General features: G+C 69.9%; 17 protein-coding genes. 13 read left to right on the top strand and 4 right to left on the bottom strand.

The window, feature by feature from the left end; genetic code table 11:
- Positions 1 to 954 (top strand): homoserine kinase, encoded by a 954-nt coding sequence (thrB, locus tag GGQ96_RS01575; protein WP_184110878.1) that lies wholly within the window; start codon positions 1 to 3, stop codon positions 952 to 954.
- Entirely contained in the window at positions 951 to 1,394 is a 444-nt protein-coding gene (gene rnhA / locus GGQ96_RS01570; RefSeq protein ID WP_184110876.1) for a ribonuclease HI, read from the top strand. The genes thrB and rnhA overlap by 4 nt, the downstream gene beginning before the upstream one ends.
- 84 nt (positions 1,395 to 1,478) lie before the next feature.
- On the opposite strand, the gene GGQ96_RS01565 is transcribed toward rnhA, so the two are convergent.
- The gene (locus GGQ96_RS01565) at positions 1,479 to 2,543 is read right to left on the bottom strand and encodes an NAD(P)/FAD-dependent oxidoreductase (RefSeq protein ID WP_184110874.1); all 1,065 of its coding nucleotides are present in this window, start codon (positions 2,541 to 2,543) and stop codon (positions 1,479 to 1,481) included.
- On the bottom strand, positions 2,540 to 3,502 hold the full coding sequence (locus tag GGQ96_RS01560) for an alpha/beta fold hydrolase (RefSeq protein WP_343058890.1): 963 nt from the start codon (positions 3,500 to 3,502) through the stop codon (positions 2,540 to 2,542). Before GGQ96_RS01560 ends, GGQ96_RS01565 begins: the two co-directional genes overlap by 4 nt.
- 63 nt (positions 3,503 to 3,565) lie before the next feature.
- Here GGQ96_RS01560 and GGQ96_RS01555 point away from each other — a divergent pair, with 63 nt between their 5' ends.
- The 8 genes from GGQ96_RS01555 to GGQ96_RS01520 all read left to right on the top strand — a co-directional run bounded on the left by GGQ96_RS01555 (position 3,566) and on the right by GGQ96_RS01520 (position 11,076).
- A complete protein-coding gene (locus GGQ96_RS01555; RefSeq protein ID WP_184110872.1) occupies positions 3,566 to 4,045 on the top strand; it encodes an A24 family peptidase in 480 nt (159 codons plus the stop codon).
- Positions 4,046 to 4,100: 55 nt separating this feature from the next.
- Positions 4,101 to 5,153 carry a Flp pilus assembly protein CpaB gene (gene cpaB, locus GGQ96_RS01550; protein WP_184110870.1) on the top strand — a complete coding sequence of 351 codons (1,053 nt, stop codon included), beginning with the start codon at positions 4,101 to 4,103 and terminating at the stop codon, positions 5,151 to 5,153.
- A gap of 1 nt (position 5,154) precedes the next feature.
- Positions 5,155 to 6,681 (top strand): type II and III secretion system protein family protein, encoded by a 1,527-nt coding sequence (locus tag GGQ96_RS01545; RefSeq protein WP_184110868.1) that lies wholly within the window; start codon positions 5,155 to 5,157, stop codon positions 6,679 to 6,681.
- A 17-nt stretch (positions 6,682 to 6,698) separates the two neighbouring features.
- Positions 6,699 to 7,337 carry a CpaD family pilus assembly lipoprotein gene (locus GGQ96_RS01540; protein WP_184110866.1) on the top strand — a complete coding sequence of 213 codons (639 nt, stop codon included), beginning with the start codon at positions 6,699 to 6,701 and terminating at the stop codon, positions 7,335 to 7,337.
- 1 nt (position 7,338) lies between these two features.
- Positions 7,339 to 8,619: a P-loop NTPase gene (locus GGQ96_RS01535; protein ID WP_184110864.1), complete on the top strand. Its 1,281-nt coding sequence runs from the start codon at positions 7,339 to 7,341 to the stop codon at positions 8,617 to 8,619.
- Positions 8,620 to 8,623: 4 nt separating this feature from the next.
- Positions 8,624 to 9,589: a type II secretion system F family protein gene (locus tag GGQ96_RS01530; RefSeq protein ID WP_184110862.1), complete on the top strand. Its 966-nt coding sequence runs from the start codon at positions 8,624 to 8,626 to the stop codon at positions 9,587 to 9,589.
- Between the two features lie 7 nt (positions 9,590 to 9,596).
- Positions 9,597 to 10,595, top strand: a complete 999-nt coding sequence (locus tag GGQ96_RS01525) for a type II secretion system F family protein (protein ID WP_184110860.1) — start codon at positions 9,597 to 9,599, stop codon at positions 10,593 to 10,595.
- Between the two features lie 64 nt (positions 10,596 to 10,659).
- On the top strand, positions 10,660 to 11,076 hold the full coding sequence (locus GGQ96_RS01520) for a hypothetical protein (RefSeq protein WP_184110858.1): 417 nt from the start codon (positions 10,660 to 10,662) through the stop codon (positions 11,074 to 11,076).
- A gap of 6 nt (positions 11,077 to 11,082) precedes the next feature.
- Here the strand turns inward: GGQ96_RS01520 and GGQ96_RS01515 are convergent, their stop codons facing one another.
- Positions 11,083 to 11,340, bottom strand: coding sequence for a SemiSWEET family transporter (locus GGQ96_RS01515; RefSeq protein ID WP_184110856.1), 258 nt, complete (start codon positions 11,338 to 11,340; stop codon positions 11,083 to 11,085).
- A gap of 90 nt (positions 11,341 to 11,430) precedes the next feature.
- Here GGQ96_RS01515 and GGQ96_RS01510 point away from each other — a divergent pair, with 90 nt between their 5' ends.
- Both GGQ96_RS01510 and GGQ96_RS01505 read left to right on the top strand, forming a co-directional pair.
- Positions 11,431 to 12,522: an SGNH/GDSL hydrolase family protein gene (locus tag GGQ96_RS01510; protein WP_184110854.1), complete on the top strand. Its 1,092-nt coding sequence runs from the start codon at positions 11,431 to 11,433 to the stop codon at positions 12,520 to 12,522.
- Positions 12,523 to 12,525: 3 nt separating this feature from the next.
- Complete coding sequence (locus GGQ96_RS01505; protein ID WP_184110852.1) at positions 12,526 to 13,032, top strand: CcdC protein domain-containing protein; 507 nt, start codon at positions 12,526 to 12,528, stop codon at positions 13,030 to 13,032.
- Here GGQ96_RS01505 and GGQ96_RS01500 read toward each other — a convergent pair.
- Positions 13,019 to 13,933 carry a DMT family transporter gene (locus GGQ96_RS01500; RefSeq protein ID WP_343058889.1) on the bottom strand — a complete coding sequence of 305 codons (915 nt, stop codon included), beginning with the start codon at positions 13,931 to 13,933 and terminating at the stop codon, positions 13,019 to 13,021. The genes GGQ96_RS01505 and GGQ96_RS01500 overlap by 14 nt on opposite strands.
- Positions 13,934 to 14,028: 95 nt before the next feature.
- Here GGQ96_RS01500 and GGQ96_RS01495 point away from each other — a divergent pair, with 95 nt between their 5' ends.
- Positions 14,029 to 15,561, top strand: a complete 1,533-nt coding sequence (locus GGQ96_RS01495) for an aminoacyl--tRNA ligase-related protein (RefSeq protein ID WP_184110848.1) — start codon at positions 14,029 to 14,031, stop codon at positions 15,559 to 15,561.
- Positions 15,562 to 15,605 lie beyond the last annotated feature (44 nt).

Here is a 15,605-nt window from a genome sequence, read left to right as displayed (position 1 = left end):
ATGGCCGTCTATACCCATGTCTCCGCCGAGGCGCTCGGTGCGTTCCTCCAGCGCTACGATCACGGCGCGCTCGTCTCCGCCAAGGGGATCGCGGAAGGGGTGGAGAACAGCAATTATCTGGTCGACACCACCGACGGGCGCTTCATCCTGACCCTCTACGAGAAGCGCGTGTCGGCCGGCGACCTGCCCTTCTTCCTGGCGATGCTCGACCATCTCGCCGATCGCGGCCATCCGGTGCCGCGCGCGCTGCCCGACCGGGCGGGCGGGGCGATCCAGACGCTGGAGGGGCGGCCTGCCTGCCTGATCGAGTTCCTGTCGGGCGTGTCGCTCAGCCGTCCGACCGAGGGGCAGGCGCTGGCGGCGGCGCGGGCGCTGGGGCGGATGCACCGCGACCTCGCCGACTTCACTGGCACGCGGCTCAATGCCCTGGGCATGGCCGCGTGGCGGCCGCTGCTCGACCAATGCGGCCGTTCGCTCGATACGATCGCCAGCGGACTGTACGACCGGGTCGACCGCGCGCTGGCGCAGGTCGAGGCGGCATGGCCGCGAGGACTGGCGACCGGCGCGATCCATGCGGACCTGTTTCCCGACAATGTCCTGATGCTGGGCGAGGAGGTGACCGGGCTGATCGACTTCTACTTCGCCTGCACCGACATCCGGGCCTATGACCTGGCGGTGACGCACAGCAGTTGGGCGTTCGACGGAAAGGGCGCGCCGCTGCCGCCCGCCGTGGGCCGCGCGATCGTCGAAGGCTATCACGCCGCGCATCCATTGACCGATGCGGAGCGCGCCGCGCTGCCGGTGCTGGCGCAGGGCGCGTGCATCCGCTTCCTGCTGACCCGCGCCTGGGACTGGCTCAACACCCCGGCCGACGCGCTGGTCACGCGCAAGGACCCGCTCGCCTATCTGCGCCGGCTCGACTGGTATGAAGCCCATCCGGAGGCCTTCGCATGACGTCGGTCGAAATCGCCACGGACGGCGCCTGCAAGGGCAATCCTGGACCTGGCGGCTGGGGGGCGATCATCCGTTCGGGCGTCCATGAAAAGGAATTGTCGGGCGGCGAGCCGCTGACGACCAACAACCGCATGGAGTTGATGGCGGCGATCGAGGCGCTGAATGCGCTGACCCGGCCCTGCAAGGTCACGCTGTCGACCGACAGCCGCTATGTGATGGACGGCCTGACCAAGTGGATCAAGGGCTGGCTGCGCAACGGCTGGAAGACCGCCGACAAGAAACCGGTGAAGAACGCCGAATTGTGGCAGGCGCTGCTCAAGGCCGCCGAGCCGCATCAGATCGAATGGAAATGGGTCAAGGGCCATGCCGGCCACCCCGACAACGAACGCGCCGACACGCTGGCGAGCAACGCCGCGCTGGTCGCGGGGCGGCGGGGCTAGGCTATTCCCTCTTCCGCTGTTCCCCGGCCTTTGCCGGGGAACAGGTGTAGAGGAAAGCGCGCTTCCTTCGCCAACTCCTGCCGCTCAGCCGAACCGCCCCGGCGCATAGCGCCCCGGATCGACCCCCGGTAGCGCCGGCACCTCGTCCAGCAGCAGCGCCGCGGCCATCGCGGCGGCGGCGGGGGCGGTCTGGATGCCGAAGCCGCCCTGGCCCGCGCACCAGAAGAAACCCGCTTCCGCCATGCCATAGACGGGCAGGCGATCGGGCGCGAAGCTGCGCAGGCCCGCCCAGCGTCGCTCCACCGCCGCCACGCGCCAGCCGACCGCGGCTTCGAACCGGTCGATCGCTACCGCCACGTCAATCTCCTCGGGAACGGCGTCGCAGGGGGCGCTGGGCACCTCGTCATGCGGCGACAGCCAGACCCGCCCGCCCGGCTCGGGCTTGAAATAGAAACGGCCGGCGATGTCGGCGATCATCGGAATGCCGACCGCCGCGGGCGGATCGGTGCGCAACTGCACCATGGTGCGGCGAAAGGCGGCGATGCCGATCGGCCGCACGCCGCTGCGCACCGCCACGACGTCCGCCCAGGCGCCGGCGGCATTGACCAGCACCGCCGCGTCGAACCGGCCGGCCTCGGTCTCGATCGTCCAGCGGCCACCCTGCCGCGTCGCCGATCGCAGGCCGGCGTCGGTGACGATCGTCGCGCCCGACCGCCGCGCCCGCGCCAGCGCGTCGGCATGGATGCCCGCGACATCGATATAGGCGCAGCTCGGCTCCAGCACGCCCAGCGTCCAGTCGGGACGCAGGCCCGCCAGATGCGCGGCGGGATCGACGCGCTCCAGCGTCACCGCGCTGCCCGCGAAATCGGCCAGGAACCGCTCGATCGCGGGCGCATCCTCGGTTCGGCCGATATGGAGCGAGCCGAGCGGTTGCAGCCAGGGCGAGAGCCCGTTCCGCGAAGCGCTGGTGAGCGGCTGGATTAGCGGCCCGCCATAGGTTTCCGACCAGAAGGCGGCGGAGCGGCCGGTCGCGTGGCGGCCGGGCATGTCCTCCGCCTCCAGCAGCAGCACGCGTGCCCGGTCCCCGAGCGCGGCGGCCAGGCTGGCCCCGGCGATGCCGGCCCCGACGATCGCGATATCGTAGGTCATGGAGCGTGCGAATCGAGGAAGGCGTTGATCGCTGCAAGGGCCTTGTCGCGCACCGGCGGCACTTCGCGCAGAATTTCATGCGCTGATTCGCGGCCGAAGCGGATCAGCTCGGCGGCGGGCATCCGATTCGCGACTCGGATCGCCGCGCGCGAATCGACCAGCCGGTCGGCATCGGCCAGCACGAACTGCACCGGCGTCCGCAGCCGGTCCAGCCGGGGATCCGCGCGGAGCGCCGCCGTCTGGGCGAAGGCCTGCGCCACCCATTGCCAGCTCGGCGAGCCCAGGCAGAGATCGGGATGCGCCGCGCGCCAGGCCTGCTGCGCTTCGAAGCCACTGAGGTCGTGGGTCAGCCGCCTCTGGCGGGCTTGGGCGGCGCGCTCGCCCTCCAGCCGCCGCCACGCCGCCCGCGCCGGATCGCCGCGCCCGACCTGCCAGCGCGCCAGCATCCCGCCCGCCCAAGCGCCGACCGGCGAGCGCAGGGCCAGCATCGGCGCGACCAGCACCAGCGCGGCGGGATCGATCCGCCCCTCGACCAGCGCACGCAAGCTCAGGAAGCCGCCCATCGAATGCGCGACCAGCACATGCGGCCCGTCACCCCGTCGCCAGTCGCGCCAGAAGGCGGCGAGATCGTCGACCAGCAGCCCGAAATCCTCGACATGACCGACATCGCCCGCCGCGAGCCGCCCCGAGCCGCCCTGTCCGCGCCAGTCGAAGGCGGTGACATCCCAGCCGCGGCCGTGGAAATGGTCGAGGGTCGGGCGATATTTCTCGATCATGTCGGCACGCCCGGTCTGGAACAGCAGGCGGCCGCGTCCCGTGCCCGGCCGGTCGTAGCGTCGGTGCGGCCAGCCATCGGGCGCGGTCCAGATCGCGAGGCGGCCGGGATCGGCGGCGGCGTGGACATGCGTGTGGGCGTCGGTGGGGGCGATCGGCGGCGGTGAGTCGGGTGGGCTGGTCACCCGTGCAGTTACGGAATCCTAAACCCTTCCGTCTACAGCCCGTCAACCATGAGCGGGACGGTAATGACTGGAATGGATGGGCGTATCGGCCTGGTGATCCTGCTGGGCGCGCTGCTGCTCGCGGCGGGCATCCAGGATGCGCGGACGCGCGAGATCGCCAACCGCATCTGTATCGCCATCGCGTTGCTCGCACCGCTTTGGTGGTGGGCGAACGGTATCGCCCCCTGGCCGGGAATGGCGATCCAGCTCGCCCTGGCGGCAGCCGCGTTCCTGCTCTTCGCCCAAGCGTTCCGCTTCGGGATGATGGGCGGCGGCGACGTCAAGCTGATTGCCGCCTTGGCGCTGTGGCTGCCGCTTGATCGGTTCCTGTCGATGCTGGTCGTCATGTCGCTGGCGGGCGGCGCGGTGACGCTGGCGATGCTGGTCGAACATCGCATCAAGGGGGACCGCGACCGAGGCGGAATCGAAGTCCCCTATGGCGTCGCGATCGCGATCGCGGGGCTGCTCGCCATTCGCGAACCGATCCTTAACCATTTGAGCTGATGCTTAACCATCGAACAACCGGACGTTTTTTCGGGAAGGCGCGAGACGCAGGACCATGGATAGTCGCAAGCTGATATTGTTGGTGGGGGCGCTGGTCGTCGCCGGCATCACCGCCTTCCTGGCGCGGTCGCTGATCGCGGGCAGCGCCGCGCCGCAGGCGGCGGCGATGGGCCAGGTCGCGGCCGCGCCGGTGGTCGACGGGCCGGAGGTGCTGGTCGCCACGCGCGCGCTGCCGGTCGGCACGATCCTGGACGCCACCGCGCTGAAGTTCCAGCCCTGGCCCAAGGAGCTGGTCGACGGCGCCTATTACCTGCGCGCCAGGACCGATCTGAAGACGCTGCAGGGCACGGTGGTGCGCAACGCCATCACCGCCGGCCAGCCGGTCACGCAGGGCGCGCTGGTCAAGCCGGGCGATCGCGGTTTCCTGGCGGCGGCGCTTGGGCCGGGGATGCGCGCGGTGACGGTGCCGGTGTCGGCCCAGTCGGCGGTGGCGGGGTTCATCTTCCCTGGCGACCGGATCGACCTGATGCTGACCCAGTCGGTGCCGGGTGGCGGCGACGGTCCGCCGCTCAAGGTGTCCGAGACGATCGTACGCAACCTGCGCGTGCTCGCCACCGATCAGCGCACCGACAACAGCGTCGGCGAGGACGGCAAGACCGAGGTTCGCACCTTCTCGACCGTGACGGTCGAGGCGACGCCCAAGATCGCCGAGGGCATCGCGGTGGCGCAGACGGTGGGCGCGCTGTCGCTGTCGCTGCGCCCGCTGGCGGACACGCCGGGCGAACTGGAACAGGCGATCGCCTCCGGCTCGGTCAAGACTTCGGACGATCCACATCTGGAGAAGGCGATGCTGATGCGCCTCGCCAGCCAGCCGCAGGTCGGCGACTCGACCTTCAGCAGCGGCGCGGACATCTCGCGCTTCCAGCGGCGCAGCGTGCCCGGCAAGGCCGCGGCCGGTGAAGGGCTGGCCGGCATGGGGCCGAGTGGGGCGCCGGCGCCGGGGGCGCCGCAAGGTGGCATTTATCCGGGCGCCGCGACGGCGACAGGACCGGTGGTGCGGATCGCGCGCGGCAATGCCGTGACCGCCGTCCCGGTCGGGGGGAAGTAAGATGACGCGTTCGATCCTGTGGAAGGCCGGCGCCGCCGGCCTGGCGCTGGCGCTCGGCCTGGGCGGCGCGCCGCTCCTGGCGCAGCACGGCGCGGCCGCGTCGACCCCGGGCGGGGTGGTGCAGGTCAATACCGGGCGCGGTCGCCTGGTCACGCTGTCGCGACCGATGAGCGACCTGTTCGTCGCCGACGACTCGGTCGCCGACGTCCAGGTCCGCTCGCCCACTCAGCTCTACATCTTCGGCAAGAAGCCGGGAGAGACCACTATATCCGCCACCGCGCGCGGCGGCGGCGTGGTCTATGCCTCAACCGTCCGCGTCGGCAACAATTTCGACTCGATCGGCGCGATGCTGGCGCTGGCCATGCCGGAAGCGAAGATCGTCGCGACGCCGATGAACGGGCTGGTGCTGCTGACCGGCACGGTGCCCGCGCCGGGCGACGCGGCGGAGGCGGAGCGGCTGGTCCAGGCCTATGTCGGCGATGCCACCAAGGTGCTGTCGCGGCTGCGCAGCGCCATGCCGCTGCAGGTCAATCTGCAGGTGCGGATCGCGGAGGTGAACCGCAATTTCGTCAAGAATATCGGCAACAACATCACTAGCCGGTCGAATAACGACAGCGGCTTTAAGTTTTCGATCGGGTCTGGTCGCCAGGGCGAGATCACAACCGTCCCAGGCACGCCGACGAATACCGGTCCGGTAGACAGCGCGGGTGCACGTCCCGGTGCGACGCTGTTCAAGCTGCCGACCAACGGCACAGCGGGTAGCACGCTCAACTTCTTCGGCCATCTTCTCGGGCTGGATGTGATCAGCGCGCTCGACCTGGGCGAGACGGTGGGGCAGGTGACGACGCTCGCCAATCCGAACCTGACCGCCATTTCGGGCGAGACGGGCACGTTCCTGGCCGGCGGTGAGATCCCGATCCCGATCGCGCAAGGACTGGGCACGGTGTCGGTCGAGTTCAAGCAATATGGCGTCAGCCTGTCCTACACGCCGATTGTGCTGGCGGACGGGCGCATCTCGCTGCGCGTCCGGCCCGAAGTGTCGCAGCTCGACTATTCGAACGCGGTCACGCTCAACGGCACGCGCGTGCCCGGCATCACCACCCGGCGGACCGAGACCACGGTCGAGCTGGGGTCGGGCCAGAGCATGATGATCAGCGGCCTGCTCTCGAACATCCACAACAACAGCTACGACAAGACGCCGGGGCTGGGCGACGTGCCGATCCTGGGCGCGCTGCTGCGATCCAACCAGTTCCAGCGCAACGAGAGCGAGCTGGTGATTGTCATCACTCCCTATCTGGTGAAGCCGGTCGACACGCTGAACCAGATCGCGCTGCCGACCGACGGTTATCGCGCGCCGACCGACGTGCAGCGCGTGCTGCTCGGCGACCTGGCGGAATCGTCCAAGACGCCGCAGCGCCGGCCGGTGCCGACCAACGGCCCGACCGCGACCGTCGCCCCGACGCCGCCGCTGCTGTCGCCCGCCCGCCCCCAGGCGAGCGCCGCGCCGACCCCCGGCTCCCCCCGTTGACGCCCGGAGACGCTCCGATGACCTCGCGCCTGACCCTTGCCGCTTTGCTTCTTCCCCTGGTCGCGCTCGCCGGATGCGGCGGCACGCAGAACCGGGGCGTCGAGTCGGTCCACCAGCCGGTGGTGTCGCGCACCGACCTGCCGATCGATCTCGCGACCCTTTATGGCGACCTGCCGCCGGCCGAACGCGGCCGGCTGGCCGGCTGGCTGACCGGGTTGAAGCTGGGATATGGCGACCGGGTCTGGGTCGAGGGCGCGGAGGGCGATGCCCCCGCGATCCGGGACGCGGTGGGCGAGATCGTGGGCGGCTTCGGCCTGCTGCTCGCCGAGCGGCCGGCGATGGGCGCGCCGGTGCCGGACGGGATGGTACGCGTCGTGATCAGCCGCGCCCGCGCCAGCGTGCCGGGCTGTCCCGACTGGTCGCGCAACGGCAGCATCAACTACGACCAGCATACCTCGTCCGACTATGGTTGCGCGGTGAACGGCAATCTGGCCGCGATGATCGCCGACCCGCGCGACCTGGTCCAGGGCAAGGCCGGCAACGAACTCACCGATCCGGCCCGCGCCGCCAAGCCGGTCGCCGATTACCGCAAGGCCGCGCTGACCGGCGGCGGCGGCGCGACCGTGAAGGCGGAAAGCGCCAAGGGAGGCAATTGACATGAACGCGCCCTGGAAGCCGGCCACGATCGGCACCCGCGACCCCTTTTCCTGCTTCGTCGGCGACGAGGCCACCGCCGATCTCGTCCGCATGGTCGCGGGCGAAATGGGATGGTCGCCCGACAAGGTGTTCAACGGCGGTCTGCGCGCGGCGATCCAGTCGCTGGCGGTCAGCGCCAGTCCGCAGATCCTGCTGGTCGACCTGACCGGATCGGGCGACCCGCTGAACGACATCAACGGCCTGGCCGAAGTGTGCGAGCCGGGCACGGTGGTGATCGCGCTCGGCCAGGTGAACGACGTGCGCCTGTATCGCGGTCTGCTGTCGAGCGGCATCCACGATTATCTGCTGAAGCCGATGCATCCGGAGATGCTCCGCGACGCGCTGGCCCAAGCGCTGGCGATGCTCAACGCGCCCAAGGCCGGCGACGCCGCGGTCGAGCGACCGCATTGCGCGGTGGCGGTGATCGGCGCGCGCGGCGGCGTCGGCGCGTCGACCGTCGCAGCGTCGCTGGCGTGGCTGATGGCCGAGCAGGCGGGCCGCAGCACCGCACTGCTCGACCTGGACGTGCATTTCGGCACGGGCGCGCTCGCGCTCGACCTCGAACCCGGGCGCGGGCTGACCGACGCGATGGAGAATCCCAGCCGCATCGACGGGCTGTTCATCGAGCGGGCGATGGTGCGCGCGTCGGAGAAGCTGGCGGTGCTGTCGGCCGAGGCGCCGATCAATACGCCGCTGGTCACCGATGGCGGCGCGTTTCGCCAGTTGCAGGAGGAGATGCGCGCCGCGTTCGAGACGACGGTGGTCGACCTGCCGCGTGCGATGCTGGTCCAGCATCCCAATCTGATGGCCGACGTGCCGGTCGCGGTGATCGTCACCGAGCTGACGCTGGCGGCGGCGCGCGACACGATCCGGCTCCTGTCCTGGCTGAAGACCCATGCGCCGCAGACCCAGGTCCATCTGCTGTGCAACCGCATGATCGCGAACGGCCAGCCGGAGATCGCGCGCAAGGATTTCGAGGGCTCGGTCGAACGCAAGCTCGACCATGTCCTGCCCTATGACCAGAAGCTGGTGGCGCAGGCGGCCAAGCTGGGCAAGCCGGTCGCCGAGGTCGGCAAGGGGAGCAAGACGGTGGCGCCGCTGGGCGAGCTGATGACCGCGATCCTGGCCATGGTCGACGGCGAGGCGGCGGCGGGCCTGGGGGCCAAGCAGGCGGGCGGATCGGCATCGCTGATCGGCAAGCTGGGCGCGCTGGTCGCCAAGCGGCCGGCGAAGAAGGCCTGAGGCGATGCTGCCGCTGATCCTGATCGCCGGCGGCGCGGCCATGGTCCTGGCGATGCTGGCGCTCGCCTTTTCCGGGCCGTCGGCATCGCGCGCGCAGACGCGGCGGATCGCGGCGCTGCGCGAGCGGCACGGCCGGGCGGAGATGGCGGTCGATCCGCAGGCGCGCGGCATCGCCGCGGTGCGCGACACGCGGATGGACGTGGCGGTCGGCCGGCTGCTGCCCAACCGCGAACTGCTCGCCAAGCGGCTGGCGATGACGGGCAAGGACTGGACGGTCGGGCAATATGGGCTGGCGACCGCCGGGCTGGGCGTGGCGACGCTGATGCTGCTGATGATGAAGGGCGCCCCGCTGATGCTGACGTTGTTCGCGGCGATGGTGGTGGGCGGCGGCGTGCCGCATTTCGTCGTCGGCCGGGTGATCGGCCGGCGGGTGGCGAAGTTCACGCAACGCTTTCCCGACGCGATCGACCTGCTGGTGCGCGGCCTGCGGTCGGGCCTGCCGATCAGCGAGACGATGGGCGTGGTCGGCGCGGAGGTGGAGGGGCCGGTGGGCGAGGAGTTCCGCGCCGTGTCGGACAAGATGAAGATCGGCCGGTCGATGGACGCCGCCCTGCAGGAAACGGCGGACCGGCTCGGCACCCCCGAGTTCCAGTTCTTCGTCATCACCATCGCCATCCAGCGCGAGACTGGCGGCAACCTGGCCGAGACGCTGGCCAACCTCGCCGATGTGCTGCGCAAGCGCGGACAGATGAAGCTGAAGATCCGCGCCATGTCGTCGGAGTCCAAGGCCTCCGCCTATATCGTCGGGTCGCTGCCCTTCATCGTGTTCGGGCTGATCTGGATGATCAACAACGAATATATGAAGAACTTCTTCACCGACGAGCGGCTGATGGTGGTCGGCATGGGCGGCCTGCTGTGGATGGGGATCGGCGGCTTCATCATGGCCAAGATGGTCAGTTTCGAGATTTAAGGGGCGGATGATGGGCCAGACGGGCGGACCGACGATCCTGGGGGTCGACGTGCTGTGGGTGGCGACGATCCTGTCCGGGGTCGCCGCCTTCGCGGTGATGGTTGCGCTCTATGCCGCGACCACCGCGCGCGATCCGATGACCAAGCGGGTGAAGGCGCTGAACGACCGGCGCGAACAGCTGAAGGCGGGCATCACCGCCTCCACCAAGCGGCGCGCGCAGCTGGTCCAGCGCAACGACACCGCCGACCGGATGCGCACCATCCTGTCGTCGATGAAGGTGCTCCAGGACAGCCAGCTCAAGGCCGCGCAGATCAAGCTGCTCCAGGCGGGCATCCGCAAGAAGGAATGGGCGGTTGCGGTGATCTTCGGCCGGCTGGTGCTGCCGATCCTGATCGGCGGGTTCATGACCGTCTGGGTCTATGGCACCGACGGCTTCGCCGAATGGTCGCCGCTCAAGAAATACGCGCTGGTCGCCGTTTCGCTGATCGCCAGCTACAAGGCACCCGACATCTTCCTGAAGAACAAAATCACCAAGCGCTCGCACGCGATCCGCAAGGGGCTGCCCGACGCGCTCGACCTGCTGGTGATCTGCGCCGAGGCGGGGCTGACCGTCGATGCGGCCTTCCACCGCGTCGCGCGCGAGCTGGGCCGCGCCTATCCGGAGCTGGGCGAGGAGTTCACGCTGACCGCGATCGAGCTGGGCTTCCTGAGCGATCGGCGCCAGGCGTTCGAGAATCTGGCGATGCGCGTCGACCTGGACGCGGTGAAGGGTGTCGTCACGACGATGATCCAGACCGAGAAATACGGGACGCCGCTGGCCTCGGCGCTGCGCGTGCTGTCGGCGGAATTCCGCAACGAGCGGATGATGCGTGCCGAGGAGAAGGCGGCGCGGCTGCCGGCGATCATGACCGTGCCGCTGATCTGCTTCATCCTGCCGGTGCTCTTCGTCGTCATCCTGGGGCCGGCGGCCTGTTCGATCAAGGACTCGATGCTCGCGGGCAAGTGACCGGGGGCCTTCGCAACCCGGTGGCGCGCCGCTCGTTGTCGGCGCATCACAGGAGGGATGCGCAATGCTGTTCACCACACCCACGCAATTCGCGGTGCTCGGCCTGGTGCTGGTCGCGGGCTGGCTGCTCGGGCTCGCCAGTCATCCGGGCGGCGGCAAATGGAAACAGCGCTATGCCGCCGAGCGCGACGCCCATGCCGCGCATCGCAAGGATGTCGAGGCGCGGCTCGCCACCGCCGAGACGCGCAATGCCGAGCTGGAGCGCGAGGTCGAACGGTTGCGCACGGCCGCGCCGGTGGTGACGGAGCGCGCGCCGGCGGGGACCCGCGTGGTCGACGATGCGGTCGTCGCCGATCCGCGTCAGCGTGACCGCGTCGTGCCGGTGACGGGCCGGGCCGCCAGCGCCGCGCGACCCGCCTATCCGGTCGGCGAGCGGCGGGGCTGGTTCGACTTCGGCCCGCGTCCCGCCCGCCGCATCTGACCCAATCTACAGCGCGGTCGCCAGCGTGATAGCGCCCAGCAGGACGCCCGGCGCATTGGCGAAGACGATCGGCCAGTCGCGTTTCTCGCGCAGCAGGCCATAGGCAACCCAGAGCGAGCAGTTCACGACGGCGGCGAGCGGTTGCAGGATCGAGCCCTTCTCGCCGGCGAGATTGAGGCGGATTTGGTCGATATAGGACAGGTACATGGCCACGGCGGTCGCGGTCGCGACCCAACCCAGGATGAGGAGATGACGATCTTTCATCGCGGTAGAAAGCCTGCCGCACGCTATTGATCCGAACCTGTCCTGTCGCCAACGTGGTCGCCGGACGACGAATAGGGGGACCGGCGGGTCATGAATCGAATCCTGGGTGGCGTGGCGCTGACGGTGATGACGACGGGCGCGGCCTTGCCCGGCCCGGTCCGGATCGCGCCGGTCGCCGCCACGGAGCCGCAAGGCAAACCCGTCCCCTTGCATATCGGCGGCCGCGGGATCGTCGAGGGCGATGGGCTCCGCCGGCAATGGCCGGGCAGTTATATCGAGGCAGGCTTCGCCGATGATGGTGCCGACCTGCGCCTTGGCCCGGGCGACGTCCGCCTCCACATCCTGGTCGATGGCAAGCCGGTGGCCACGCTGGTCAAGCCCAAACCCGGCCTTTACCGCCTGACTGGTCTCGGCAAGGGCGCGCATCGCCTGCGCGTCGAGGTGGCCAGCGAAAGCCAGGCGGGGCCGACGTCGCTGGGCGGCGTCTTTGCCCGTCATCCCTTGCCGGTGCGGTCGCGTGCGCGAAGAATCGAGTTCATCGGCGACTCGCACACGGTCGGCTATGGCAACACCGCCGACGGCCAGGCCTGCACGCCGGACCAGGTCTGGGACACCACCGACACGTCGCAGGGGATCGCAGGACAAGTGAGCCGCCGCTACGATGCCGACTACCGGGTCAATGCGATCTCCGGGCGCGGCGTGGTGCGTAACTATAACGGTTTCGCCGCCGACCCGCTGCCGATCGCCTATCGCTATACGCTGTTCGACCATGATCATGGCGCCAACGATCGCGGCTGGCAGCCGCAGCTTTACGTCGTGGCGCTGGGCACCAACGACTTCTCGACGCCGCTGCACCCGGACGAGGCCTGGGCCGACCGTGCCGCGCTGCGCCGCGATTATGAAACTCGCTACGCCGCCTTTCTGCGCGACCTGCACCGGGCCAATCCGCGCGCGCACCTCTTCGTCTGGGCGACCGACAGGGCGGAGGGCGAAGTCGCTGCGGAGGCGGGCAAGGTGGTCGAGCGGCTTCGCGGCGAGGGGATCGCCAATATCGGCTTCGCGACGCTCGACGGCTTGAGCTTCAACGGGTGCAACAGCCATCCCACGGTCGCCGACGATCGGCGCATCGCCGATGCGGTCGCCGGCTATGTCGACGCGCATCCGTCGCTCTGGCGGCGCTGAGCCGTGGATCAGCCGCCCGCCACGCTGATCAGCTATGCGATCACCGGATTCATCCTCGCGATCGTCCTCGCCTTCCGCTGGCGAGGGATGCGGCGCGAGACGCTGTTGCGGCTGGAGCGGCTGTGGATGCTGCCCGCCTTCTACGCCGCGCTGGTGGCGTTCGTCCTGACGGAGCGACCGCCCTCGGGTACGGGCTGGCTCTGGTGCGGGATCGCGCTGGCGCTCGGCGCTGCGCTCGGCTGGCAGCGCGGGCGGATGATGACGATCCGCGTCGATCCCGACAGCCATGCGCTGCGCCAGACCTCGTCGCCCGCCGCGACGTTGTTCATCCTGGCCCTCATCCTGTTGCGCCAGGGCGCGCGCGATGGAGCGGTGTGGCTGCATCTCGACCTGTGGACGGTCACCGACGCGCTGATGGCGCTGGCCCTGGGGCTGATCGCGACGCAGCGGCTGGAGATGTTCCTGCGCGGCCGCCGGCTGCTGGCGGCGGCGACGCTCAGTCGGGCGTGATCGCGGCGGCGGTCCGTTCGCGGCGGCGGACATGTTCGCGCCAGACGATGTAGAGGCCGCTGAGGATGATGATCGGCGCGCCCAGAAAGGTCGTCTCGCGCGGGACCGTGCCGAACAGCCACCAGCCGAGCAGGCTCGCCCAGAGCAGCGACGTATAGTCGAACGGCACCACCAGCGACACCGCGCCGCGCCGCAGCGAGCTGGTCATGGCCAGCTGCGCGCCGCCGCCGAACAGCCCCACCATCGCCAGCCTCGTCCAAGTGCGAGCGGGCAGGGCGTGGACCTCGAGGGCGAAGACGATCCCCAGCGGCAGCAGCGACAGGACCGAAAACCACCAGACCGTGGTCTGCGCCCTTTCGGTCCGGCCGATCTGGCGCAGCAGGATGAAGACGATCGCGGTCAGGAAGGCGGCGGTCAGCCCGTACAGCCCGCCCGTCAGCGGAATGGCATGGCCGCCCGGCTGCACCACGATCAGCACGCCGGCGAAGCCCGCCGCCACCGCCGCCCAACGCTTCCACCCAGTCGGCTCGCCCAGCACCAGCGCCCCCATCACGGTCGCGAAGATCGGCGCGGTGAAGGCGATCGTCGTCGCTTCCGCTAGCGGCAGCGCGATCAGCGCGGCGAAGGTGAAGGCCATGCTGATCACGCCGACGGTTGCGCGGGTGACGTGCGCGCCCAGCCGTTGCGTGCGGATCGTGCCAAGGCCCGGCCCGGCGGCGATCACCGCGGTCACCAGCACGGCCGCGCCGAACTGGCGAAAGAACAGGATCTCGCCCAGTGCCGCGCCGCCCTGTTGCGCCAGCTTGATGCTGGCATTCATTCCGGCGAACAGCAGCACCGACAATAGGCGCAGGCCGATCGCGGGCAGCAGGGAGTCGTGATGCGAAGCGGATTGGGTCACGGGCAGGGCGGTAGCGGGCAGGCCGGCGCTTGGCGACCCCGACGCATCCACAGCGGGGGTGACGCGCGCCGGAAGCCGCGCTACCAGCCGCGACCATGAAGCACGCGCTCCCCGTCACCCGCGAGGCGGATTTCGCCGCCTGGTATCAATCCGTCATCGCCGAGGCCGACCTGGCTGAGGAATCCGGCGTGAGGGGCTGCATGGTCATCCGCCCCTGGGGCTATGGTATCTGGGAGCGCATCCAGCGCCTGCTCGACGACCGGATCAAGGCAACCGGGCACGAGAATTGCTATTTCCCGCTGTTCATCCCGCTCTCCTATTTCGAGAAGGAGGCCGAGCATGTCGACGGCTTCGCGAAGGAGATGGCGGTCGTCACCCATCACCGCCTGGTGCCGGACGGCAAGGGCGGGCTGATGCCCGACCCCGCCGCGAAGCTGGAAGAGCCGCTGGTCGTGCGCCCGACCTCGGAGACGGTGATCGGCACCGCCTTTTCGCGCTGGGTCCAGTCGTGGCGCGACCTGCCGGTCCTGATCAACCAGTGGGCGAACGTCGTCCGCTGGGAGATGCGGACGCGCATGTTCCTGCGCACCGCCGAATTCCTCTGGCAGGAGGGGCATACCGCCCATGCCAGCGCCGAGGAGGCGCGCGCGGAGACGCTGAAGATGCTGGAGGTCTACCGCGAATTCGCCGAGACTTGTCTGGCGATGCATGTCGTCACCGGCGAGAAGCCGGAGAATGAACGCTTCCCCGGCGCCGTCGCGACCTATTCGATCGAGGCGATGATGCAGGACGGCAAGGCGCTTCAGGCCGGCACCAGCCACTTCCTCGGCACCAACTTCGCCAGCGCGCAGAATATCCGCTTCCAGAACGCCAGCGGCGAGCTGGAACTGGCGAACACGACGAGCTGGGGCGTGTCGACGCGGATGATCGGCGGCGTCATCATGGTGCATGGCGATGACGACGGCCTGTGCGTGCCCCCGCGCATCGCGCCGTGGCAGGTGGTGATCGTCCCGATGCTGCGCGACCAGCCCGAGGACCAGGCGATCGTCGATTACTGCCGCGACCTGCAGAAGGAACTGGCGGCGCTGTCCGCGCTGGGCGAGCCGGTGCGCGCGCTGCTCGACCTGAAGCCCGCCAAGGCCGCGACCAAGCGCTGGGGGTGGGTGAAGAAGGGCGCGCCGATCGTGATCGAGGTCGGCGGCCGGGACGTGGCCGGCGGCAATGTCTCGGTGATCCGCCGCGACCGGCTGTACCGCGAGGACGGCAAGCTCGACAGCCGGGTCATGCCGCGGGGCGCGCTGGTCGACACGGCGGCGGCGCTCCTGGCGGAAATCCAGTCGGGGCTGCTCGCCCGCTCGACCGAGGCGCTGCGCGCGCAGATCGTGCCGCTCGACAACTGGGCGGCGGTGGAGGCGCATTTCGCCGAGGGCGTGACGAACCCCGGCTGGGTCGATGTCCGCTGGTCGCGCCCGACCGGCGCCGAGCTGGAGGCGGTGGTCGAGCGCATCAAGGCGCTGAAGCTGACGATCCGCAACGCGCCGCTGGGTCAGACCGGGTGCGACGACGGCCCCTGCGTCTTCACCGGCGCGCCGGCGGTGGAGCGGGTGCTGATCGGCCGCGCCTATTGATCGGGCGATGCGGCGGCTCTTTTGCGTAGGGCCGCCCCGCTTGG

It is taken from the genome of Sphingomonas abaci (assembly GCF_014199625.1).
GTDB classification, from domain to species: domain Bacteria; phylum Pseudomonadota; class Alphaproteobacteria; order Sphingomonadales; family Sphingomonadaceae; genus Sphingomonas; species Sphingomonas abaci.
Note: the sequence above shows the minus strand (reverse complement) of the source record. Positions and strands in the feature narration are given on the sequence as shown.